Origin of the sequence: Shimia sp. Alg240-R146, from assembly GCF_947331465.1 — a bacterium.
GTDB lineage: Bacteria > Pseudomonadota > Alphaproteobacteria > Rhodobacterales > Rhodobacteraceae > Shimia.
In genome coordinates, this window is the sequence record NZ_CAMZOK010000002.1 from 54,659 (window position 1) to 76,777 (window position 22,119).

Sequence of the window (22,119 nt, forward strand, 5' to 3'; positions counted from 1 at the left end):
AAGTATGACAATCGAAGCGTCGTTCGCAACCGCTAGGTGGCGTGTGGCGTTTGAATAAACAGAGCCATGAGTTCGCGAGCCGAGCCAACTTTTAGCTTGCGATAGGCTCGCTGCCGCAACGTTCGAATGGTGGCTTCTGAAACATCCAACTGCAATGCCGACGCGGCGATCGATCGTCCGTCTAGAAGAAGATCACAAACCTCTGTTTCGCGCGGCGTCAGGCCAGCAAATCCCCCTACGTTGTTGTCCCTCAGCCGAGTGGCATTGGCCCCATCGTCGATCCCATGACGCGCGGTACCGACGATCTGATGCCTGAGCCCGATAAGGCCGTGGACGATGGGTAGAACCTTGCAGAGCGCTTCATATTCATTTTCATCGAGCAATCCATCTGCTGCGCTGCGCAAATAGAAGGACCGAAGCCCCGAGCGACCGTCTCTCGACGAAACGGCCACGCGTTCGAGCACACCGTTTCGTTTGTAGATTTCTTCGCGTTTGCTACCCGGCTTAGGGTGCCATCGGTCGATATGGACACCATCTGACCGCGCTTCCCGTATCTGCGAGATGATCCGGGATTGGGCGTCTTTTGAGCCAAGGATCAATGCGGCATCGCGTTGAAACCAGTAACTGGTGATGCGCCCAGACCAAAACGACAATGCTGGGTTCGGACGGGACAAGTCTGCGATGTGGTAGGCCCCAAAATTTTCAATGCGAGCTATGCCCGAAAGAAATTGAAGAGCCGCGCTCCCAAATTCAACCTTTGGCGCGATCGCTATCAAACGCTGCAACCCGCTCAAATCCTCGTCCCAAGAAGCTGGAAACTCTTGCATGAGCACTTCAAGAGCAGTTTTTAAAAAGAAAAACAACCCCAAGGCCACTTCGTCCAGGGTCTCGATGCTCAAGACCTATCGCGCAAATAGTAAGGCACTAAATCTACGCGCGATGTCGACATTAATTGACTGCTTTGGGCCGCTTATTGTTGGGGCAGTACGGTCGAGCTAACAACGGAAAATTGCACGGACCTTCAAGATCAATGTAAGATTGCGAACGGCGGTTTCGGTCTAGGTAGCCTGAAACGGCTGACTAGGAACACCAGTGCAATCTCCGGTCGGCGGAACGGACTCCGCCGCACCCTCTATCTCCAATTGCCGTTGGCAAACCTATTCGCGTTGGAGCGACCGGCCCTCTGCCTTGAGTTTCCTATTAAGGATTTGTCGGACCTTGATGCCGGCCCCATCCGCCCCGAGTGTCACCTCTAGGAAACCCAATCCACGCGGATCGTTGGCGACGCTCTCCTGCAATTTTTCAAGCAGGTGTTTGTCTTCGTCAAACGCAGCCGTGACGCTGGCGCGAGTCTTTTCGGCCACCTCGTCGGTTAGCGACGGCACGTCAAACGCAGCCATCCAGAAGTAATGGGTCTTGCCGCGTTGCGCGGGCGTCACGATGTGGCATCCGCGCACGATAAAGTCAGACCGTTTGCCCGCGTCGGGATTAGGATCATGAACATTCCAATCCGAAAACGAAATCGCCAGCGACGGCATCCGGCCCTTTTGAACACGCTTGATGGGTTTGTCCTCAGGGAGGCCCATACCTGCACAAAACAGTGGAGAGAGCGGCGCGAGGTCGAATTCCTGCTCGTAGCAGATGGCTTCACCTTCCATGTATGTGTCGGGCGCGGTGATCCAATCGTCCTGCTTGAAGGTGTTCTTGTGCAGGAACGCGATGTGCGTGAGGTCCAGCACATTTTCGCGTATCAAAACCCAGTTGGCGGCAACCTCATAATACCCATGCACTGGCGTCCAGTCAGGATCAATCTGATAGCCGACTTCGGGCGGATCGCAGTCAATGGCATCTTGGTCCCCCATCCAGATCCAGATGTAGGCCCCGGCCTCGCGCACGGCAAAGGACGGGATCTCGGCGGTTTTGGGTTTCATATGCTGGGTGGGGGCCTTTGTGCAGCGGCCAGCCGTGTTGAACTCCATCCCGTGGTAGGGACAGATTATCTTGTCATCGCGCACATGGCCTTCGGAGAGCGGTGCCCAACGATGCGGGCAGCGATCATAAAGAGCTGCTGGCGTGCCATCTTCCAACCGATAGAGAACGACGGGAGTTTCCAGCAACCAACGTGCCAGCGGTTTGGTCGTGACCTCGTCGCGGTGGGCAGCGACCCACCACATGTTGCGCGGGTAGTTGTCTTCCAGCATCCCGTTGGGGATCGTCTGACCGTTGGTCCGGCTTTCATGTTTCATGGTGCATCCTCCCTGTTCAAAAGCGCTGCAAAACGCTCGATCTCTTCGGGTTTCATTTGGTAAGAGTGTTCGGCGTCCGGAAAGCGCCCCGATCGCACATCATCGGCATAGGCCGCGAAGGCCTCGGTCGCGTCTTGCGCGAGGTTGGCATAACGCTTGGCGAACTTGGGTTTGAACGTATCGAAAGCACCAAGCAAATCGTAGCCGTTAAGCAGCTGACAGGTGCCCGCCGCACCGGCCCCGATAGAAAAGGTGAAGATGTCCACTGCCGCATCCACGGCTTTGCCGACCTCAAAGGGCATCGCTTCGATCTCAAGTCCGATGGCACCAGCGGCTTCGATCGCGCGGGCATCGGCGACAATCTCCATCGCGGCCTCGGCTGTGCGGCCCTGCGTCTTGAAGCCACCCATCTGGTGGACTTTGTGCGGCAGAAGGCCAACGTGGCTCATCACCGGAACACCGGTGTCCGCGACGGCGCGGATAATATGGGCACCCTCGCGACCCAATTGCAGCTTGAGAGCGTCAGCCCCGCTTTCCTTCATCATCCGAACCGCGTTCGTGACCGCCAGTTCCGGCGTCGAGTAGGACCCATAGGGCATCGAGACGAGGCAGAGCGTATTCGGTGCCCCGCGCCGGACGGCCTGCGTGTGCATGATCATCTGTTCAACGGTCATTGCCAGCGTGTTCTCATGGCCATGCAACGTCATGCCAAGGCTGTCACCGACACCGACGATATCAACGCCCGCGCGTTCGGCCCAAGTGGCTGTCAGCACTTCGCCAACGGCAACCATGACCAGCCGATCGCCCGCCGCCTTCTTTGCGGCCAGCTCTGGCAGTGTCAGTTTCTTGCGGGTTGAGGTCATTTGGGTCCTTTGCGACCATGGAATCGTCGCATTTGTTGTTCCATTTGGAACAATATGCGCTACGATTTACGCAACTGGCAATGGGCAACAGATCATGGACAGATCAAACGACACAGATTTGACGCGGATCTTCGACACGATCGAGTATCCGGAGGCGTATCGCGTCACCTATCTGGCCAATGCGATTGTTTTCCCGGCCTACGGCGAGATCAAACGGGACTTTGGCCTTGTGCGTGCCGAATACATTTTACTGGCCTGTTTGTCGCATTTCGATGTTCTGACGGCGCAGGAGGTCGCTCGCATCTCGCGGCGTCCGCGCAATACCATCAGCCGCGCAGTGCATCGGATGCTTAACGAAAGCTACCTCGAGCGCAGTCCTGATCCGGCAGACGGTCGGCAATCAAAGCTTAAGATCACGCCGAAGGGCCGCGCCCTACATGACGAAATCAGCGGCTATTTAAGTCGCAGGCAAGATGAGGTCTTGGCGGCTCTTAACGCCGAAGAACGCGCAACCCTTACGGCACTCCTGAAGAAAGCGGCCCTTCACACCGCAAAACTTGACGACTGAGGCACATAAAAGATGGCTGAGATTGGACCCAACACCAGGTTGCGCGTATCGCCCTATTACGAGGCGACAATTGCGGAGGGCGTCACTGCCTTTTCTCCCTATAACAACATGCTCATGCCCGTCTCCTACGGGGATCCGGACCGGGAATATACCCGTTTGATGAACGGTGTGTCGCAGTGGGATGTGAGTGTCGAGCGGCAAGTGGAAATCAAAGGCCCGGATGCCGCCCAATTGGTGCAACTCTTGTCCGTGCGGGACCTTTCCAAGATTGACGTCGGCAAAGGAAAATACATGCCGATGTGTGATCACCGCGGTGTTTTGATTAATGACCCCGTGGTGCTGAAACACGAAGACGGCATGTTTTGGCTGTCTATTGGTGACAACAACATCCTGATGTGGGCAAGGGCGATTGCTGCTGAACGCAGGCTAGATGTCGCGATTTGTGAACCGGACGTTTCCCCGATGGCAGTTCAGGGCCCCAAGGCAGAGGACGTTGTTGCCGCGGCCTTTGGTGATTGGGTGAGGGCGCTGAAATACTTCTGGTTCGCTCCAGCTGAGATCAACGGAATCCCCGTTATTATTCAACGCTCTGGCTATTCCAAACAGGGCGGGTTTGAAATTTACCTGCGGGACGGATCTCGCGGTGTCGAGCTTTGGAACATCATCAAAGAGGTGGGGCAGACATGGGGCATCGGTCCTGGCAATCCCAGCCCGATTGAGCGGATCGAAAGCGGGCTTTTATCCTTTGGAGGTGATACCGATGATCAGACTACCCCCTTTGAGGTTCGATTAGGCAAATACGTTGATCTGGACCTCGACGATGATGTGGTTGGCATTAAGGCGCTGCGGCGGATCAAAACGGACGGGATCAAACGCCAGCAGCTTGGGATCGTACTTGATGACGCTGATCGCCGCCCGGGACATGCGATCTGGCATGCCATCCAGCAGAATGGTCAGCCCATCGGGCACATGACTTGCGGGGCGTGGTCGCCGCGTGCGCAATCGATGATCGGCTTCGCTTTGGTAAACGTAGGCGCGGCAGTCGGAGACAAGGTCGATGTCATACGCGGTGGGTTTCGTGACCCGGCAACGCTCTGCCAGCTGCCGTTCTTCTAGTCGCCTTGTCTGCAAGGCATCCGCGACAAGGTAGTGAATGCCCGGCCAGTCCGTAGGCTGTGAGTTCGATTCCCGTCCGTATTTGCGATAGCAGCGAATGGCCGCAATGGGCTGAAACCAGTTGTTTTCTTAGACGCCGCCAGAAACCGGTTTGTCCCGCATTGTGTGAGTTCGATCTTCCCCAGATTTCGCACTCGCAGCGAATGGCAGGTCTGACGGGCCGCACCGCGGCATCCGACATCCCGATCGAACGGCGGCTTCGGGCCGTTCGCCCCAATTCGCGTCAACCGGGCCAGGGTCGACTCCGTTCGCTAAGCGGACCTTGGATTTCAGAAAACTCATCGCCTCGAGTTGCGAGCACATCTGAAAGTGGATTGTGAAGGCGACTATGTAGAACAAGAGAAAAGAGGCCGTAAATATCGTTGGCATCGAGCCCCCGCAACCATTACTGTAGAAGAACAAGCCACCTTCGGGTGTCTTTGTTCGTTCTGAGGCACTTTCAAACTCAACAAGCCTGCCAATTCGCCAACCAATTCGATGTCCAAAGGATCAGCATCGTTGGGCACAATGCGAATGCGCTCTAGTAACGAGCGGATAATCGTCATGGCCCCTTGGGCATTTTGATGAGGTTAGGTCGAAAGGCCGAGACAAGAGGGGCGCCGTAGGTTGAGCGAAATGGGTCAACTAGCTACGGTAGGTGCCGAGGTTTGGTGCGCGCAACAGAGGCCGCGATTGCATCCCTGGCATTGGGGGCAGGTCACCAGCCCAAAATAGACAAAGCAAATTGCAAGTCCGCGCATTTCGTTCAGGCATCAAACATGCACCTTTAAGCCGCCAATCGATACAAAATGCAACCAATAGAAATGCAACTGGCTTTTATTCGCAACGCAGAGAAGCGTCGCCTTCTATAGATCCGAAAAACCGTAAAAAGCCGCGGCGGTATCGCCCAATACAGCTTTTTGCGCTGCAGCCGGAACCAACGATGTGATCGATTCCACCAAGGTGGCGTAGTCAGAGTACAGGCTATCGACCGGAAAATTTGACCCAAACATGCACCGGTCAGGCCCGAATTGATCAAGGCATACTTCGACAATGGGACGTATGCTTTCGGTGGTCCAGTCATGGGCAAACATTCCAAAACCGGACAATTTGCACACCACATTTGGCAGCGCGGACAAGCCCGAGAGTGCATCGGCCCATTGCCTCAATCCCTCTGGGCTTCTGTTATGCGGACTGCCTGCATGGCAAAGAGCGACTTGCGTGTCTGGCGCATTGGAAAGCACTGCAGCGGTTTTTGCCATCAATTCGGGTATCAATTGTAAATCAAACGACACTCCGCGATCGCCTGCCATTTGCAGCCCGCGCGCAAAAGAGGGGTCATCACGCAACATATTGGTGCCAGTCACTGCATCTTCTCCCGGCGCGCGGCCGACAATTTGGCGCACACCACAAACCGTTGGCAGGGCTTGAAACGCGTCCAGTTTCGCCGAGAGGTCGGCTGCGGTGAGATCACAGAACACCACCTGCTTCATCGGCCAATGTGGATGTGCGTCTGCCACAGACTGCACCCATTCTGCTTCTGCCAACCCGTCTTCTGCACCAACTTGAATGTGCACAGATCCTTCAAAGCCTGCGGCCTTTGCATCGCAGCAAAATTCCTGGATCAAGAAGTCGCGTTGGATTGGGGCGGGATCACCAAAAAACCGCGTCTCGCCCTTGGCCATCAGCCACGGATAATGCACCGCTTTCAGATCCCACAGGTGGTGATGCGCATCAATTCTCATGGCCGGAAATTCCTGTTGTTCGCGCCAAAACATCGACACCTTGCTGGTTCCAAAAATGCAGTAGGTCGATGAAAATCCAGTTTTCTGCCAGCTTTTCCCCGTCGCGCCGATAGATGTCGATCACGCGAAACTCTCCGGTCTTGCCTGTCGCCGGCATGCCCATGAACCCGCCAGAAGGGACGGCCGTGAAATTCGGCCAGCCAAAGAAGCCACCATAATGCCCTTCGGCCATGCGGCAGATGTGTTTTGTCTTGGAACGTTCGCTAAACCCTTCACGGAAGGGGCCGGAATGCTGTTTTGCATAGCGTTCAATTGTATAGGTCGCGCCGATGCCGCTTGGCCCCCACCAGATCATGTCATCATGCCACGTTTGGGCCAATTCATCCTCCAACGTCAGCCCGCTGTCCCATTGCCCAAGATCGGTGATCATCGCCTCAATCGCAGCCAGAGTTTTTTTACCCTCAGACTCGGGCTGGGTTTCAAACAGCAAGCCGTCATGTGTCATCGGCCCCGGTTGCACCAATTGTGCGGCGGTTTGTTCGGGGAAGGGCGCAAGACCCGCTTGCATCATGAGGTGAGGAATGTCGAAATACATCGCGGTTTCGACAATCCTGTCGTCTTCAACGCGATGGAACGCGCAATAGCGCAGAAAGGCCATTTTGCCGGTGGGGCGTATCCCCAACCAAGGTTTGTCAAACAGCCCCATCAGATGCCCCATAGAGCACACCCAAGTGCCGCCCGGGTCATCGAACCGGTTCTCGGCGGCAAAGAAAATATCCATTCGGCGCTGCAGTCGCGTGAGGCTTTGGCGCAAGGGGGCCCAGAACTTTGCGGCAACCTCGTTTCCGCCCATAATCTCGTTGAACGGGTGAAAGCCGCGCCAAGAGAGGTCGGCCGAACAGTGCTCGGCCATGACCGCGGCAAGCGATTCGGCGGGTGCGGCATCAAGATCCGCATAAAAATTACGCACAATCTGCTTGGCGGCCTGCGGCGTTGTCATCGGGTTTTACTCCTATTTTATTGGGCTTTTGATCCATAATCGAAAAGCCAGCGAGGGCGGTTTGGCATATTTTTGCATACGTATGCAAAAATGTCTTGCCAAAACTGCCCTCGCGTCACTACGATTTTTGCAAACGTATGCAAAACGCAATTCCCAGCATGTGGAACGCGTCTTAGGGGGACATGATGGCCGAAATCCAGCTACGCAATGTTGGCAAGCGGTGGGGCAATTTTGTCGGGGTCGACAATTTTGATCTGACAATCGCGGATCGCGAATTCCTTGTGCTTCTCGGGCCTTCCGGCTGCGGCAAGACCACCACCATGCGCATGATCGCGGGGCTGGAAGACGCCACCGACGGCGAGATCCTGATCGACGGAAAAGTGGTCAATGATCTGGAGCCCAAGGATCGCGATGTGGCGATGGTGTTCCAAAGCTATGCGCTTTATCCGAACATGAACGTCTACGAAAATATCCGCTTTCCACTCAAAGTGCGGGGCATTGCCCCAGAAGAGCATGATGAGCGCGTCCGCCGCGCTTCGGCGATGGTCGAGCTCGACGAATTTCTGCACCGCAAACCTGCTGAACTGTCGGGAGGCCAGCGCCAGCGGGTCGCTTTGGCGCGCGCGATTGTGCGTGAACCCAATGTGTTTCTTATGGACGAGCCTCTGTCCAACCTCGACGCCAAGCTGCGCGTTTCGACCCGCGCACAGATCAAAAACCTGAGCCACGAATTGGCTGTCACTACGATCTACGTGACCCATGACCAGATCGAAGCCATGACGCTCGCAGACCGTGTGGTCGTGATGAAGCAGGGCATCGTGCAACAGGTCGGCAGCCCGACCGACATCTACGACATGCCCGCCAACACCTTTGTGGCAAGCTTCATCGGCTCGCCTGCCATGAACTTGATGGAGGGTGAAATGTCCGGCGGCACCTTCCGCACCGAAAGCGTAGAAATTCCCGGTCTCTCTGCCCCCGACGGGCCATTGACCCTTGGGTTCCGCGCCGAGGACGCGTCAATCGCCGAAGCAGGCAATGGGCAAATCACCGCGCCCATCTACACGCTCGAGCTTTTGGGGGACGCCACGATGATCTCGATCCGTGTTGGCGGGGCGCTGGTCTCGGTCAAAGCCGACAAGTCATTCCGCGCCGAAATCGGAGACATGGTCTCCTATTCGGTGCCAAACGAAATCTGCCACCTCTTTGAAGCTGAAAGCGGTGCGCGATTGGGAGGCTGAAGCCTCAACAACAGCCCAAAAGGGCAAACGAACGGTCCGGACGTGCACGACGGACCGACAACAGGGAGAAACGCGAATGAAACTCAAGACACTTCTTGCGGCCGGTGTGGTCGCCATGTCCTCGACAGCCGCATTTGCGGGCTGTGCGGTTGAAAACTCGGTGCCGCTAAAATCGCTTTCGGCGGGCTTTGAAGCTTGGAAAGCTGTGACTGACGCCATGGGCGAATGCGGAAATTTCCAAGCCTCGCTTGATCAGGAATTCCGCGAAAAGCAGCCCGAGGCCTTTGCCGCGAAACCATCGCTGTACCAGATTGGCGGCGTTGCCAACGCAACTATGATCCCGCTGCTGAACGCGGGCAGCATTCGTCCTTTGGACGACCTCGTTGCCAAGTACGGTCAAAACCTGACGCCAAACCAGCTGATCAAAGTGGATGGCAAAGTCATGGCGATTGCCATGATGGTGAACGCGCAGCACATGATGTATCGCTCTGACATTCTTGCAGACCTTGGCATTGCCGAACCCACAACCTGGGGCGAAGTGCTTGCCGCAGCTGAGAAAATCAAAGCAGCCGGCGTTGTGGATTATCCGCTGGGCGGCACTTTCAAAACCGGTTGGAACCTCGGCGAAGAGTTCGTGAACATGTACTTAGGCGAGGGCGGCAGCTTTATCGGCGAAGGCAACATGCCCGCGATCAACAACCCACAGGGTGTTGCGGCGCTGGAAACCATGAAGGCCATGACCGCCTATATGGATCCGGAATATCTCGTCTCTGACTCAACCTATGTGCAGCAGCAGTTCCAGCAAGGCAAAATCGCCATGGCAAACCTCTGGGCAAGCCGTGCCGCCGCGATGGACGACGAAGCTGAAAGCCAGGTTGTTGGCAAAGTGGTGATGGCCGCTGCCCCCAACGGCTCCGCCGCTCCCGCCTCTTCGTTGTGGTGGGACGGTATGGTCTTCGCGTCCAACATGACCGACGAAGAAGCAGACGCTGCCTTTCAAGTCGCAATGGAAGGCATCGATGCCGAGATGGTCTCCGCCAACAACGATGCTGCGGTGTGGCTGATCAAAGGCTACACCCCGGGCAAGCTGGCCGCAGGTGCCGCCGCAACGGCCGCGAACGGCGCAGCACCCTATCCTGCGTCTGGTCCGATGGGCATCATGCACACCGTTTTGGGCAACGGCATCGCCGATTACCTGAACGGCACCAAAGATGCGTCCACCACTCTGGCTGACATCGAAGCCGCCTATATGACGGCCGCAAAAGAAGCAGGTTTGGTCAAGTAACCACACCCGATTTCGATCCAAACGGGGAGGGCGGAGTCCTCCCCGACTTTCAAAAACTTTCCTCACCTCACAGGACCATGAGAAAGGCAGAACAATGAAGTTCAAGACGTTTGCCGCCTTTATCGGCCCCTCTGTCTTTATGATGCTCCTGTTTATTGCATTCCCTTTGGTGAGTGTGTTCCAGCAGAGCTTTTACATCACGCAACCGATCTATGACTTGGTTGAAGTGGAAACCTGCACGCCCGGTTTTTTGACCCAAACCTGTGTCACCGAAACGCAATCTGTACCCAAGTTGGACGAGGAGGGCGCGATCATCACGCAAACCGAATTCGTCGGCTTGCAAAGCTATCGCAATGTTCTGGAACTGGGTCGTGCTTGGGATGCGGTTTCTTCCGGCAGCTGGGCCGCGTTCCAAGCTATTGATTTCTGGAAAGCCCTGCGTTTCACGCTGAGCTTCACTTTGATCACCTTGCCACTGGTGATTGGCGCAGGTCTGGCCATCGCAGTGATGATCAACAGCGCCGCCAAATCTGTGCGTGGGCCGGTGATCTTTATCTCGCTTTTGCCGTTCATCATAACGCCCGTAATTGGCGCGCTTGCGATCAACTGGCTGTTTCGTGGCGACGGTATTTTGACCGCCGCGATGGAATGGTATCTTCAACGTGACATCGCCATGTTTGCCCAAGCCTGGACCATCGAAATCCTGATGATGTTCTACCGTGTCTGGCACGTCGCGCCCTTTGCCGCCATCGTGTTCTACGCTGGCCTGCAAACCGTCAATCAAGACAGCCTCGAAAGCGCGATCATCGATGGTGCCTCGCGCTGGCAGCGCCTGAAATACATCGTCATTCCGCACCTGATGCCGCTGATCGTGTTCATTTCGATGATCCACCTGATGGACAGCTATCGCGTGTTCGAAGAAATTGTCGGCTTCTCAAGCCAAGGTCACGTGATCTCTCTGCAATGGCTGACTTATGACTTCCTCGTGCCGGATCAGGCGGGCAACCGCTCTATTTCCCGCGCCTCGGCCTCGGCCATGCTCACTATGATCGGCATTGCGCTCCTGCTTGTGCCTCTACTGCGCCGCACATGGCGCGACCATCAAGGAGGCCACTGACCATGTCCGCTGCTCGTGCTCTACAACAACCGCTGCCGTTGCGCCTGACCTCCAACGCCTTTTTGGCCTTGTGGTGTCTGATCGCCGCATTTCCGATCTTTTGGATCATGGTCCAGAGCTTCAAGACGCCGGTTGATGCCTATGACAGCAATGCGCTGAATGTGATCTTGGGTCCCGAAACGCTGGCACGCGGTCATGGCATGTCGGTGCTGCAGATCCTGCTTGGCGTTGGTGCGATCTGGCTGACGATCCGGCTGGCAAGCCGCACGCTTCCTTCCTTTGTGCGCGGCTCAATGGATGGCGGGCTGCAATGGCTTGGCTGGATCATTGGGGCTTCGGCGCTTGGCATAGGCTCTGTGGTTGCGTTGTTTGGTGTGGTGCCTTGGATTTCGGATGTGTTGAATCCAATGGTCGGCCCGCTGGGGGTCGATGTTGTCGGTCTGACGACCGAGCACTACAAAACGGTCTGGGTTGAGCGCGGCTTTTTCCGCAACTTCCAGAACTCGCTGCTGATCACCGCCGGTGTTGTGACGATCTCGCTCAGCGTCGGCACGCTCGCGGGCTACGGGCTTGCCCGCTCCGGCAGCAAACTCGCTTTCTGGATCTTGATCATCGCGCTGATCTTCCGCGCCTTGCCGCACTCTGTTTTGGTTGCGGGCTATTTGCCGGTGTTCATCTCGTCATCGGAATGGCTGGCGCCGATCTTTGGCGAAAACGCCCCGACGCTTTACGGCAAACCGTTTGCCGTGATCGCCGTGCTTGTGGCGATCAACCAGCCCTTCACAATCTGGATGCTGCGCAGCTTCTTTCAAAATATCCCGGCCGAACTTGACGAGGCCGCACGGGTCGACGGATGCAGCCACTTTCAGGCTTTCCGCCGCGTGATCATGCCGGTCATGTGGCCCGGCGTTATCACGACGGGCCTGTTCAGTTTCCTGTTGGCTTACAACGACTTCCTCGTGACCTCACTGCTGCTGGATGCGCAAAACCAGACGATGGTTCCGGCCATCGCCGGCATGTTCAACCGCGAAACCACCACCACCGATCAGGTTGTCGCTGTGGCCGCTGCGGTATCCATCACGGCGCCACTTTTCTTCCTTGTCATGGTGTTCCAGCGCCAGATCGTTTCCGGCCTGACCGCAGGGGCGGTAAAGGGATGAGTTCCTCTGCCCGTCATAGCGCCATGGCGCGCCATCCGGCGCTCAACAGACTGCCAAGGGATTTCATATTGAAGGGGCCACTCGCCTCTTCTGAAACCCAATACAGCATTCTGAAAGGAGACCTCTGATGAAAGGGTCCCGCCCCGAACAAGCCGTGCTAAGTCGTGACACGGACATGAGCAAAACCGATGAAACACGTCGCGTGATCGAAACCATGGTGGACGGTCTGAACGACCACCGCATTGATGACATCGGCGATTTCTTTTCCCAAGGCTTTCGCTGGATGGGCAACCAAGGTTGCGGCACCAAAACCGGCTTGCAAGAATTCCAGGACAATTGGCAGCGTCCATTTCAAGCCGCGTTCTCGGACAAGACCTGCATCGATGAGGCCCGCCTGTATATGGGCGAATGGGCTGCGGCCTTTGGTCGTCAGGAGGCCACGCACAGTGGCGAATTCCTCGGTATTGCCCCGACCGGCAAGCGGATTGAGATCCGGTATATGGATTTCTGGAAAGTGGTCGACGGCAAGATCGTCGACAATTGGGTGAACGTCGATTTTGCCCATGTCGCCGCCCAGTTGGGCGTTGACCTGTTCAATGGTGAAGGCTGGGAAGCCTTTGATCGCGGAGAGAAAACCGCTCCGCGCCCCGATTTGTGAGGACAATAATATGACGATTGAGTATCTCAAACGCGGCAAGGACCAAGCTGAACGGGCCGAAGATGATGCCAAAACCCGTGCCGTGGTCGAAGCCACGTTGAAAGACATCGAAGTCAACGGCGACGCCGCCGTGCGCAGCCTGTCGGAGAAGTTTGACGCCTATTCGCCCAAGTCCTTCAAGCTAAGCCCGCAGGACATCGACGCTTTGATGGCCCAGCTGACCGACCGCGAGTTGGCCGACATTAAGTTTGCACAAGCTCAGGTTCGCAATTTTGCGCAGGCACAGCGTGACACCATGCTGGATCTGGAAGTGGAAACGCTGCCGGGCGTGATTTTGGGGCACAAGAATATTCCGGTGCAATCTGTCGGTTGCTATGTGCCGGGCGGCAAATTCCCGATGGTCGCCTCAGCTCATATGTCGGTGGCAACTGCCTCCGTCGCTGGTGTGCCGCGCATTGTGGCCTGCACCCCACCGTTTAACGGCAAACCAAACCCGGCGGTGATCGCCGCGATGCATCTTGGCGGCGCGCATGAGATTTACGTGATGGGGGGCATTCAGGCGATTGGCGCCATGGCGCTCGGCACTGAAACCATTGATCCGGTGCATATGCTGGTCGGCCCCGGCAACGCCTTCGTGGCCGAAGCCAAACGCCAGCTCTTCGGTCGTGTCGGCATCGACTTGTTCGCGGGACCAACCGAGACCATGGTGATTGCTGACGAAACCGTGGATGCCGAAATTTGTGCGACGGATCTGCTCGGGCAGGCGGAACACGGCTACAACAGCCCCTGTGTGTTGCTCACCAACTCGCGCAAACTGGCCGAAGACACCCTGTCCGAGATTGACCGCCTCCTGAAAATCCTGCCCACAGCCGACACAGCCTCTGTCAGCTGGGAAGACTATGGCGAAGTCATCGTGTGCGACACCTATGACGAGATGCTGGCCGTGGCCGACGATATCGCATCCGAGCACGTGCAGGTGATGACCGATCGCGACGATTGGTTCCTTGAAAACATGACGTGTTACGGCGCCTTGTTTTTGGGGCCGCGCACCAATGTGTCCAACGGCGACAAGGTGATTGGCACAAATCACACTCTGCCCACCAAAAAGGCGGGGCGCTACACAGGGGGGCTGTGGGTCGGCAAGTTCCTGAAAACACACAGCTATCAAAAGGTCCTGACGGATGAGGCCGCAACCATGATCGGCGAGTATGGCTCGCGGCTTTGCATGCTTGAGGGGTTCGTGGGACACGCAGAGCAATGCAATGTGCGCGTGCGCCGCTACGGCGGGATCAACGTGCCTTACGGAGAAGGTGCACCTTATCGCGAGGCGGCGGAGTGATCTGAAAGTGGACAAACACACAAAGCACAAAGAACAGATCAAATCATTTCGGAAGGCCACGTATAACTTCTCCGAAGAAGGCGTTCGTGCAGCGCTGAGCGCACTGGCCACACCGGATGCTTTGTTCCGTCTGTGTCATCCGTTTGGCGACATAACCGGACCACAAGCCTTTTATGACGAGGCTTATGCCTCTTTGTTTGACGCTTGGCCTGATCTGGAACGCCGCGACTATATCGTCATGGCGGGGCCAGATGAATTCGGCAATGATTGGGTCGGTTGCGGCGGCTACTACACCGGTGTCTTTACTGGTGCGTGGCTCGACATTCCCCCGACCGGGCATCAGGTCGCGATGCGCTACCACGAATTCTTCCGCTTTGTTGACGGCAAAGTGGTGGAGTATCAGGCGCTGTGGGACATCCCTGACGTGATGATGCAGGCCAACGCTTGGCCAATGGCGCCGTCATTGGGCCGAGAATGGCACGTGCCCGGCCCTGCAACATCGGATGGGCTTGTCCCGGGTCCTTACGATGCGGCCAAAGGCGCGGCGACCTGCCAGCACATTGTCGACATGCTGGACCATCTGAAAAAACACCCCGGCGACCCTGACCCGCATTCGATGGAGATGGAACGGTTCTGGCACGAGCGCATGAGCTGGTACGGACCTGCGGGTATAGGCACAGCTCGTGGCATCTCGGGCTTTCGCAACTGGCACCAAATTCCGTTCCTGAATGGCATGCCGGATCGCGGACAATACGTGGATGAAATCACCTATCATTTCTTTGGCGATGGGGATTATGCCGCTGTGACGGGCTGGCCTGACATGATCCAGACGGTGACGCATGACGGTTGGATGGGCATCGCGCCCGCTGGCAAGAAAATCACCATGCGCAGTTTGGATTTCTGGCGGGTCGAAGACGGCAAAATTCGCGAAAACTGGGTCCTTGTTGATTTGCTGGACGCATACCGCCAATTAGGTGTGGACGTCTTTGCCCGATTGCGAGAATTCAACAAGGCACGCAGCATGGCGCGCTTGAATATCCCCGATGGAATGAGCAGATGACCCAATTGCCCCGAATCCCTTCTTTCTCACTTGCCGGCAAAACCGCACTTGTCACCGGCGCCTCTTCAGGCATCGGTCAGGGCTGTGCAGTTGCATTGGCAGAGGCCGGGGCGCATGTGGTTTGCGCGGCACGCGGGGTTGAGAAACTTAACGAAACCGTCGCGGCCTTGGGCGCGAAAGGACTAAGTGCCGAAGCTGTATCGTTGGACCAAAACGATCTTGAAGCGGTTGAAGACCTTATTGGCGCCCGCAGCTTTGACATCGTGGTCAACTCGGCCGGGCTTGCGCGTCACGCACCGGCCATCGAAACCACGCCTGCGGATTACGACGCGGTGATGGGGCTTAACCTACGCGCGGCCTATTTTCTGTCCGCTTACGCGGCCAAGGCTATGATGACAAAAGGAAAAGCAGGGTCGATCATCCATATTTCCAGTCAAATGGGCCACGTCGGCGGCGTTGATCGCGCCGTCTATTGCGCGTCCAAACACGGGCTTGAAGGCATGGTGAAAGCGATGGCCATCGAATGGGGCAAACAAAGCATCCGCATTAACACGATTTGCCCGACGTTTATCAAAACGCCTCTCACAGCCAGCACATTTGAAAACCCCGAACGCCGCGCGTGGATCGAGGATAAAATCAAACTTGGCCGCATCGGAGAAGTCGAAGACATCATGGGCGCCGTTCTTTATCTGGCCTCCGACGCCAGCGCGCTTGTGACGGGCACCTCGATGTTGATCGATGGCGGGTGGACAGCAGACTGATGGTAGAGAAAGTCACATCCCTGCAGGTGGCCGAACGCGCCGGTGTCAGCCAATCCGCGGTCAGCCGCGTCTTTACGCCCGGTGCCTCGGTCAGCCAAAAAACAGTCGACAAGGTGCGCAAGGCTGCCGCTGAACTCGGGTATCGACCCAATGTGCTGGCCCGCGCAATGGTCTCTGGCAAAAGCCGTATTATCGGCCTCGTCGTGGCCTATCTGGACAACTATTTCTATCCCGAAGCCTTGGAAATCCTGTCCAACGAACTTCAGGAAAAAGGCTACCACGTATTGGTTTTTATGGCCTCGCAGACAGCCGGAAACATCGACGCTGTGGTCGAGGAAATCTTGGATTATCAGGTGGATGGAATCGTGACCGCCTCGGTTGCCATGTCTTCTGATCTGTCACGGACATGCCGTCAGGCCGGTGTGCCTGTTGTGCACTTCAACCGGTTCGAAGACAGCCACGGTGTCTCAAGTGTCACGTCGGACAATTTCGCGGGCGGCCGTGAACTCGCTCAGTTTCTTGTCGCAGGCGGCCATCAGAAAATCGCCTATATCGCCGGTTGGGAAGGCGCATCGACCCAACGCGACCGCGAGGCCGGGTTTCGTGCGGGTCTTGCCGAGCAGGGCCACGCTTTGTTTGCCCACGGCGTAGGGGAATTTGACGTCGACCATGCCCGTGCCGCCGCCAACGCCATGTTCTCGGTCAAACCCGATGATCGCCCGGATGCTGTCTTTGTCGCCAACGACCATATGGCCTTTGCGGTCATGGACGAGTTGCGCTTTGGCCTTGGCCTGCGCATTCCAGAAGACGTTTCTGTGGTCGGCTTTGACGATGTTCCGCCCTCTGCCTGGCGGGCTTATGATCTGACCACCATGCGCCAGCGTGCCAACCTGATGGTGGCGGAAACCGTTGATGCCCTTTTGGCACATATTGGAAACCCGAGGGAGGCTGCGACACGGCAGGTCGCCATTCCTGCACCCTTGATCATTCGCGGTTCTGCCCGCGTTCCCGACACCTGGCCTCCCCAAGAAGGATAACCCCCATGCAAGGCTTTGATCCCAAATTTCAGGATTTTCCTGACTATATCATCGGCATCACCAAGGAGATTTGGGAAGATCGTGGTATCGCGACGCTGCACCACTATTACAGCGATGATATTGTTGTGCGCTCGCCCGGTTCTGTTGTGTTGGGTAATCAAAACGTGATTGGCGCGACAATGGCCACTTTGGCCGAATTCCCCGACCGACAGCTTCTGGGAGAGGACGTGATCTGGTCCGGAACGCCTGAAGAGGGCATGCTGTCCAGCCACCGCATCCTGTCAACGGCAACGCATATGGCCGACGGCGTGTACGGCAAGGCCTCTGGTAAACAACTACGCTATCGCATTCTCGCGGACTGCCACGCGATCAACAATCAAATCAACGATGAATGGCTGATCCGCGATCAAGGCGCTATCGTGCGTCAGATGGGCTGGGATCCCAAAGACTACGCCGCCAACCTGATCGAAACAGAAGGCGGCGTTGCGAATTGCGTGCAGCCGCTGACGCCAAACGTCGACCAGCCTGGCCCCTACAAGGGCACAGGCAACGACAACGAATGGGGCGGGCGATACGCCGACATTCTGACCCGCATAATGGGGGCAGACATCGCCGCAATCGAGGCGGACTATGACCGCGCGGTGCACTCTGAATATGTGGGGGGTGTCACCGGTCACGGCTGGGAAGCAGTCGACCGTTTCTGGATGAGCCTGCGCGCCAGCTTCCCCAATGCGATCTTTAAAATCGAACATCAGATCGGACGCGATGACCCAATGATGCCGCCCCGCGCCGCACTCCGCTGGAGCCTTTGGGGCAAGCACGAAGGCTGGGGGGCTTTTGGCGCGCCCACCGGAGCCGAGGTCTACGTGCTGGGTATCAGTCATGCTGATTTTGGCGCGCTCGTTTCGGATCAGCCAAAGGTCCGCCGCGAATACACGCTTTTTGACGAGACATCGGTCTGGAAACAGATCCTGATGCAAACGGGGCAGGGGTGAGCTGCGCGCTGACATATCTGCCTTTGTGCCATTCTCAGGCCGCGCGGCGTTTTCATGCGCATCGCGCGGCTTTGCGGGCCCGTCGCTTGAACAACCGTCCACCGGGGTCGGCCGTTCTTTTCTCACGCGACAGCACATCAAACAAAGGACGACCCCAATGACGCCACAAGACATCGAAGCCCGCATCGTTCGCTACGGCGATCTGCAACCCTGCAAAACCGCTTTTATCGACGCCCACACCCCCGGCAGCGATCAAAAAGAGAATTTCACCATCATCGGTGGTGGTGTGTCGGAAAGCCCCGATCAGCACGTGCACATCACCATCCCGCATGGGTTCAACATTGGCGCTGCCGGCCAGCCACCCAAATGTCGCAACTCCCTGCATGACCACCGCACGGCCGAGGCCTTTTTTGTGCTGTCGGGCCGGTGGCGGTTTTTCTGGGGACGCTACGGCGATGCCGGCGAAGTGGTGCTTGAGAAGGGCGACATTTTCAATATTCCAACCGGCGTTTTTCGCGGGTTTGAAAACATTGGCACCAATTACGGAATGATCATGGCGATCCTTGGCGGTGACGACGCTGGTGGTGGCGTAATGTGGGCGCCGCAGGTGATCGAAGACGCGGCAGACCATGGGTTGGTTCTGGCCGAAACCGGCAAGCTTTATGACACCAAAGAAGGGGCAACGTTGCCCGACGGCGTGAACCCGATGCCGCTGATGCAGGCCGACGAACTGGCCCAACGCGGCGAGCCGACAACCGCACAGGTGTTGCCAAACCACGTGGCCCGGTATTGGGACATGGTGGCTTTGTCAGACCGCGCGCCCGTGAAGGTCATAGGCGAAACGGGGTTGCTTCGCGACAAGCCGGGGTTTGAGGTGACCTTCATCACCCGCGGCTCTGCAAGCGCCAGCCCGACCCAGTTTGAACACCCCTCTGTCTTGATGCCAGTCACCGGTCATTGGAAAGTGACGTGGGACGACGGCGCAGCCACCTTGGCGCCCGGTGACACAATGTCTGTGCCCGAAGGTCTGGCGCACAGTGTCGCGCCCTCCATGACCGGTGAGGCGGCTCTGTATCAAATCGTTGGAACGGGTGATCCGGCCGGTTTGACTTGGAAAGGTTAATCACTTTGCGTCGAAATCGCCACTGCCGCGATACCGACGCAATACAGACGTAATACCGACAGGAGATTTGGCACGATGAGCAAAGTTTTAACAACACACGTTGGTAGCCTGCCACGCACGCAAACCGTGGTAGATTTCATCTTTGCCCGCGAAAATGAAACGCCATTTGATCAGGCCGACTTTGATGCGGTCATGACCGAGGCCGTCGACGAGACAGTCCGCAAACAAGTGGCCGCCGGCGTCGACATTGTAAGTGATGGGGAAACGAGCAAAATTTCCTATGCCACCTATGTCAAAGACCGCTACACGGGCTTTTCGGGCGACAGTGAACGCAATGCGCCCGCGGACCTGAAGATGTTTCCCAGCTTTTTGCAACGTCTTGCCGATGACGGCGGCACACCGCAATACGCCCGCCCCAAATGCACCGGTGAAGTGCACTCCAAAGGGCAGGGAGAGTTGATGAAAGACATCACCAACCTCAAGTCCGCAATGGCCAAACATGGGGTTGAACGTGGCTTTATGAATGCCGCATCACCTGGTGTTATCTCTCTGTTTTTGCAGAATGATCACTACACTTCACGTGAGGCGTATCTCGCAGCTTTGGCCGATGCGATGAAAGAAGAATACGAAACCATTGTGGCCAACGGATTGGATTTGCAACTGGATTGCCCGGACTTGGCGCTGTCGCGTCATATGTTGTTTACGGATTTGAGCGACGCTGAGTTTGTGAAGGTCGCCAACATGCATGTCGAGGCACTCAATCACGCGCTGCAAAACGTTCCGCAAGACCGCGTGCGCGTGCACATCTGTTGGGGCAACTATGAGGGGCCGCATTGCTGTGACATCCCGATGGACACGGTGTTTCCCACCCTGATGTCGACCAAGTCACGGTATGTGTTGTTTGAGACATCCAACCCCCGTCACGCGCATGAATGGGCGGTGTTTAGGGATCGAAAAGCGGAAATTCCCGACGACAAAGTGCTTGTCCCCGGTGTTGTCGACACCACGACCAACTTTGTTGAACACCCAGAGCTGGTGCGGCAACGCATTGAAAGATTTGTCGAAATTGTTGGTCCTGACCGGGTGATCGCAGGAAGCGATTGCGGGTTTGGCACATTTGCTGGCTTCGGTGCGGTCGATCCTGACATTGCCTATGCCAAACTCACGTCTCTTTCTGAAGGCGCGGCGTTGGTGAATAAAAACCTATGAGCCTGCCACTGGTTCTCTTACCGGGCATGATGTGCGACGCGCGCCTTTTTGCGCCGCAGTTCGCAGCGTTCTCTGGCAGCTGGGCGATGATGACTGCCCCTATTGGCGGACATGATAAAGTTGAGGCATTGGCCTCAAGCGTACTTGCAGCCGTACCTGATCGCTTTGCTCTCGCTGGGCTTTCTATGGGCGGAATCGTGGCAATGGAAATGGTGCGACAAGCGCCAGATCGCGTCGCAGGTCTGGCCTTGATGGATACCAACCCACTGGCTGAGTCCGATGAGGTAAAAGCCCGTCGCGTCCCCCAGATAGAAGCCGTAAAGGCTGGGAACTTGCGACAGGTCATGCGTGAGGAGATGAAGCCGAACTATCTCGCGGATGGCCCAAACCAAGGCGCGATTTTGGACATCTGCATGGCGATGGCAACTGACCTCGGTGATCGCGTTTTTGTCAATCAATCCATTGCTTTGCGAGACCGTGTTGACCAGACGGAAACGCTACGAAACTACCGCTCGGCCACTCTCGTTATGTGCGGAGAGGATGATACGCTCTGTCCGATTTCGCGCCACGAACTGATGGCGAACCTGCTGCCGAACGCAAAGCTGGAGATCATCCGGAATGCAGGTCACTTACCAACTCTAGAACAACCTGAAACCACCAATGCCGCACTTAAGCGGTGGCTGGAGAAACTATGACCCCTTCGCTGTTAAACCTGCTTCGCGCTGTAGACACTCCCACAGTTTGCAATGCCATCGAGGTCGCTCAAGGCAAACGTGGCTTTGACCAATTCACGCGCGGCACCATGTTGTGTTCCGCACCTGAGGCGCCTGCCATCGTCGGCTACGCGCGAACCGCGAAGATCGCTGCTATCGCTCCGCCTAACGAACCGGCAGAGATCATTCGGGAACGGCGCATGGCCTATTATCGTCATATGTCCGAAGGGCCACGCCCGGCAATTTCAGTGGTCGAGGACGTCGATTTTCCGGATTGCATCGGCGCCTATTGGGGGGAAATAAACACCACTGTCCACAAGGGTTTTGGTGTATCTGGAGCGCTGACAAACGGGGTCATGCGCGATCTTGGCGATTTGCCCGAAGGCTTTCCCGTTGTGGCGGGCTCGATTGGTCCAAGTCATGGATTTGTCCATGTACGCGACGTTGGCTCGCCCGTGAACATCTTTGGCATGCAAGTTGCGGATGGTGACTTGGTGCATGCGGACCGCCACGGCGCATTGGTCATTCCGCCAGATGTTGTCCACTTGCTTGAAAACGCGATCGAAAAGCTTCTGCAAGCCGAAAAACTCGTCCTCGGTCCCGCCCGTTCCGAGGAGTTTGATTTTGAAGCGTTCGAAAAAGCGTGGGCTGCTTTCGAGGCCTCACGAACCTGATTTCGTGCAGAGCCTTCGTATCTCTCCGATTGGCCTAGAGGCGAGCGCATTCGCACGCATTTTATGCGAATATCCCTCGCGCCTGTGCGGAGACCGTCAAGAACAGCAACAAATATACCGCTATCAACGCGCTGCGACTTTCTTTGGGCCTCTTTCTTATTCAATTCGGCCGA

The 22,119-nt window shown here is 56.7% G+C and carries 21 protein-coding genes; 16 read left to right on the forward strand and 5 right to left on the reverse strand.

Going from position 1 to position 22,119, the window contains the following annotated elements; all coding sequences use genetic code 11:
- Positions 1-32: 32 nt before the first annotated feature.
- The 3 genes from PG871_RS09475 to panB all read right to left on the reverse strand — a co-directional run bounded on the left by PG871_RS09475 (position 33) and on the right by panB (position 3,109).
- Entirely contained in the window at positions 33-899 is an 867-nt protein-coding gene (locus tag PG871_RS09475; protein ID WP_270728879.1) for a helix-turn-helix transcriptional regulator, read from the reverse strand.
- 258 nt (positions 900-1,157) lie between these two features.
- Positions 1,158-2,246, reverse strand: coding sequence for an aromatic ring-hydroxylating dioxygenase subunit alpha (locus tag PG871_RS09480; RefSeq protein WP_270728880.1), 1,089 nt, complete (start codon positions 2,244-2,246; stop codon positions 1,158-1,160).
- Positions 2,243-3,109, reverse strand: a complete 867-nt coding sequence (gene panB / locus PG871_RS09485; protein ID WP_270728882.1) for a 3-methyl-2-oxobutanoate hydroxymethyltransferase — start codon at positions 3,107-3,109, stop codon at positions 2,243-2,245. The genes PG871_RS09480 and panB overlap by 4 nt, the downstream gene beginning before the upstream one ends.
- 94 nt (positions 3,110-3,203) lie before the next feature.
- On the opposite strand from panB, the gene PG871_RS09490 reads away from it, so the two are divergent.
- Both PG871_RS09490 and PG871_RS09495 read left to right on the forward strand, forming a co-directional pair.
- Positions 3,204-3,677: a MarR family winged helix-turn-helix transcriptional regulator gene (locus tag PG871_RS09490; RefSeq protein ID WP_270728883.1), complete on the forward strand. Its 474-nt coding sequence runs from the start codon at positions 3,204-3,206 to the stop codon at positions 3,675-3,677.
- Positions 3,678-3,689: 12 nt separating this feature from the next.
- On the forward strand, positions 3,690-4,793 hold the full coding sequence (locus tag PG871_RS09495) for a glycine cleavage T C-terminal barrel domain-containing protein (RefSeq protein ID WP_270728884.1): 1,104 nt from the start codon (positions 3,690-3,692) through the stop codon (positions 4,791-4,793).
- Between the two features lie 905 nt (positions 4,794-5,698).
- Here PG871_RS09495 and PG871_RS09500 read toward each other — a convergent pair.
- Positions 5,699-6,577 carry an amidohydrolase family protein gene (locus PG871_RS09500; protein ID WP_270728885.1) on the reverse strand — a complete coding sequence of 293 codons (879 nt, stop codon included), beginning with the start codon at positions 6,575-6,577 and terminating at the stop codon, positions 5,699-5,701.
- Positions 6,567-7,577, reverse strand: coding sequence for an ester cyclase (locus PG871_RS09505; RefSeq protein WP_270728887.1), 1,011 nt, complete (start codon positions 7,575-7,577; stop codon positions 6,567-6,569). The genes PG871_RS09500 and PG871_RS09505 overlap by 11 nt, the downstream gene beginning before the upstream one ends.
- Positions 7,578-7,762: 185 nt before the next feature.
- Between PG871_RS09505 and PG871_RS09510 the strand changes: the two genes are divergently transcribed.
- The 14 genes from PG871_RS09510 to PG871_RS09575 all read left to right on the forward strand — a co-directional run bounded on the left by PG871_RS09510 (position 7,763) and on the right by PG871_RS09575 (position 21,946).
- Complete coding sequence (locus PG871_RS09510; RefSeq protein ID WP_270730846.1) at positions 7,763-8,815, forward strand: ABC transporter ATP-binding protein; 1,053 nt, start codon at positions 7,763-7,765, stop codon at positions 8,813-8,815.
- A 76-nt stretch (positions 8,816-8,891) separates the two neighbouring features.
- Positions 8,892-10,100, forward strand: a complete 1,209-nt coding sequence (locus PG871_RS09515) for an ABC transporter substrate-binding protein (protein WP_270728889.1) — start codon at positions 8,892-8,894, stop codon at positions 10,098-10,100.
- Between the two features lie 94 nt (positions 10,101-10,194).
- On the forward strand, positions 10,195-11,217 hold the full coding sequence (locus PG871_RS09520; RefSeq protein ID WP_270728890.1) for a carbohydrate ABC transporter permease: 1,023 nt from the start codon (positions 10,195-10,197) through the stop codon (positions 11,215-11,217).
- Positions 11,218-11,219: 2 nt separating this feature from the next.
- Positions 11,220-12,377 carry a carbohydrate ABC transporter permease gene (locus PG871_RS09525; protein WP_270728891.1) on the forward strand — a complete coding sequence of 386 codons (1,158 nt, stop codon included), beginning with the start codon at positions 11,220-11,222 and terminating at the stop codon, positions 12,375-12,377.
- 127 nt (positions 12,378-12,504) lie between these two features.
- Entirely contained in the window at positions 12,505-13,035 is a 531-nt protein-coding gene (locus PG871_RS09530; protein ID WP_270728893.1) for an ester cyclase, read from the forward strand.
- A 10-nt stretch (positions 13,036-13,045) separates the two neighbouring features.
- Positions 13,046-14,374 (forward strand): histidinol dehydrogenase, encoded by a 1,329-nt coding sequence (hisD, locus tag PG871_RS09535; protein ID WP_270728894.1) that lies wholly within the window; start codon positions 13,046-13,048, stop codon positions 14,372-14,374.
- A 7-nt stretch (positions 14,375-14,381) separates the two neighbouring features.
- A complete protein-coding gene (locus tag PG871_RS09540) occupies positions 14,382-15,434 on the forward strand; it encodes an ester cyclase (RefSeq protein ID WP_270728895.1) in 1,053 nt (350 codons plus the stop codon).
- Positions 15,431-16,195: an SDR family NAD(P)-dependent oxidoreductase gene (locus tag PG871_RS09545; protein ID WP_270728896.1), complete on the forward strand. Its 765-nt coding sequence runs from the start codon at positions 15,431-15,433 to the stop codon at positions 16,193-16,195. Before PG871_RS09540 ends, PG871_RS09545 begins: the two co-directional genes overlap by 4 nt.
- A complete protein-coding gene (locus tag PG871_RS09550; protein WP_443020484.1) occupies positions 16,195-17,232 on the forward strand; it encodes a LacI family DNA-binding transcriptional regulator in 1,038 nt (345 codons plus the stop codon). Before PG871_RS09545 ends, PG871_RS09550 begins: the two co-directional genes overlap by 1 nt.
- A 5-nt stretch (positions 17,233-17,237) precedes the next feature.
- A complete protein-coding gene (locus PG871_RS09555; protein ID WP_270728898.1) occupies positions 17,238-18,227 on the forward strand; it encodes a nuclear transport factor 2 family protein in 990 nt (329 codons plus the stop codon).
- 157 nt (positions 18,228-18,384) lie between these two features.
- Positions 18,385-19,350, forward strand: coding sequence for a cupin domain-containing protein (locus PG871_RS09560; RefSeq protein WP_270728899.1), 966 nt, complete (start codon positions 18,385-18,387; stop codon positions 19,348-19,350).
- Positions 19,351-19,425: 75 nt separating this feature from the next.
- Positions 19,426-20,559, forward strand: a complete 1,134-nt coding sequence (locus tag PG871_RS09565; RefSeq protein WP_270728901.1) for a cobalamin-independent methionine synthase II family protein — start codon at positions 19,426-19,428, stop codon at positions 20,557-20,559.
- The gene (locus tag PG871_RS09570; protein ID WP_270728903.1) at positions 20,556-21,254 is read left to right on the forward strand and encodes an alpha/beta fold hydrolase; all 699 of its coding nucleotides are present in this window, start codon (positions 20,556-20,558) and stop codon (positions 21,252-21,254) included. The genes PG871_RS09565 and PG871_RS09570 overlap by 4 nt, the downstream gene beginning before the upstream one ends.
- Positions 21,251-21,946, forward strand: a complete 696-nt coding sequence (locus PG871_RS09575; RefSeq protein WP_270728905.1) for an RraA family protein — start codon at positions 21,251-21,253, stop codon at positions 21,944-21,946. The genes PG871_RS09570 and PG871_RS09575 overlap by 4 nt, the downstream gene beginning before the upstream one ends.
- The last annotated feature ends 173 nt before the right edge of the window (positions 21,947-22,119 follow it).

Bases quoted from the DNA above. Each gene is read 5' to 3' on its own strand.
- PG871_RS09480 (WP_270728880.1), bottom strand. From the start codon at position 2,246: ATGAAACATGAAAGCCGGACCAACGGTCAGACGATCCCCAACGGGATG.
- panB (WP_270728882.1), bottom strand. From the start codon at position 3,109: ATGACCTCAACCCGCAAGAAACTGACACTGCCAGAGCTGGCCGCAAAG.
- PG871_RS09490 (WP_270728883.1), top strand. From the start codon at position 3,204: ATGGACAGATCAAACGACACAGATTTGACGCGGATCTTCGACACGATC.
- PG871_RS09495 (WP_270728884.1), top strand. From the start codon at position 3,690: ATGGCTGAGATTGGACCCAACACCAGGTTGCGCGTATCGCCCTATTAC.
- PG871_RS09500 (WP_270728885.1), bottom strand. From the start codon at position 6,577: ATGAGAATTGATGCGCATCACCACCTGTGGGATCTGAAAGCGGTGCAT.
- PG871_RS09505 (WP_270728887.1), bottom strand. From the start codon at position 7,577: ATGACAACGCCGCAGGCCGCCAAGCAGATTGTGCGTAATTTTTATGCG.
- PG871_RS09510 (WP_270730846.1), top strand. From the start codon at position 7,763: ATGGCCGAAATCCAGCTACGCAATGTTGGCAAGCGGTGGGGCAATTTT.
- PG871_RS09515 (WP_270728889.1), top strand. From the start codon at position 8,892: ATGAAACTCAAGACACTTCTTGCGGCCGGTGTGGTCGCCATGTCCTCG.
- PG871_RS09520 (WP_270728890.1), top strand. From the start codon at position 10,195: ATGAAGTTCAAGACGTTTGCCGCCTTTATCGGCCCCTCTGTCTTTATG.
- PG871_RS09525 (WP_270728891.1), top strand. From the start codon at position 11,220: ATGTCCGCTGCTCGTGCTCTACAACAACCGCTGCCGTTGCGCCTGACC.
- PG871_RS09530 (WP_270728893.1), top strand. From the start codon at position 12,505: ATGAAAGGGTCCCGCCCCGAACAAGCCGTGCTAAGTCGTGACACGGAC.
- hisD (WP_270728894.1), top strand. From the start codon at position 13,046: ATGACGATTGAGTATCTCAAACGCGGCAAGGACCAAGCTGAACGGGCC.
- PG871_RS09545 (WP_270728896.1), top strand. From the start codon at position 15,431: ATGACCCAATTGCCCCGAATCCCTTCTTTCTCACTTGCCGGCAAAACC.
- PG871_RS09550 (WP_443020484.1), top strand. From the start codon at position 16,195: ATGGTAGAGAAAGTCACATCCCTGCAGGTGGCCGAACGCGCCGGTGTC.
- PG871_RS09555 (WP_270728898.1), top strand. From the start codon at position 17,238: ATGCAAGGCTTTGATCCCAAATTTCAGGATTTTCCTGACTATATCATC.
- PG871_RS09560 (WP_270728899.1), top strand. From the start codon at position 18,385: ATGACGCCACAAGACATCGAAGCCCGCATCGTTCGCTACGGCGATCTG.
- PG871_RS09565 (WP_270728901.1), top strand. From the start codon at position 19,426: ATGAGCAAAGTTTTAACAACACACGTTGGTAGCCTGCCACGCACGCAA.
- PG871_RS09570 (WP_270728903.1), top strand. From the start codon at position 20,556: ATGAGCCTGCCACTGGTTCTCTTACCGGGCATGATGTGCGACGCGCGC.
- PG871_RS09575 (WP_270728905.1), top strand. From the start codon at position 21,251: ATGACCCCTTCGCTGTTAAACCTGCTTCGCGCTGTAGACACTCCCACA.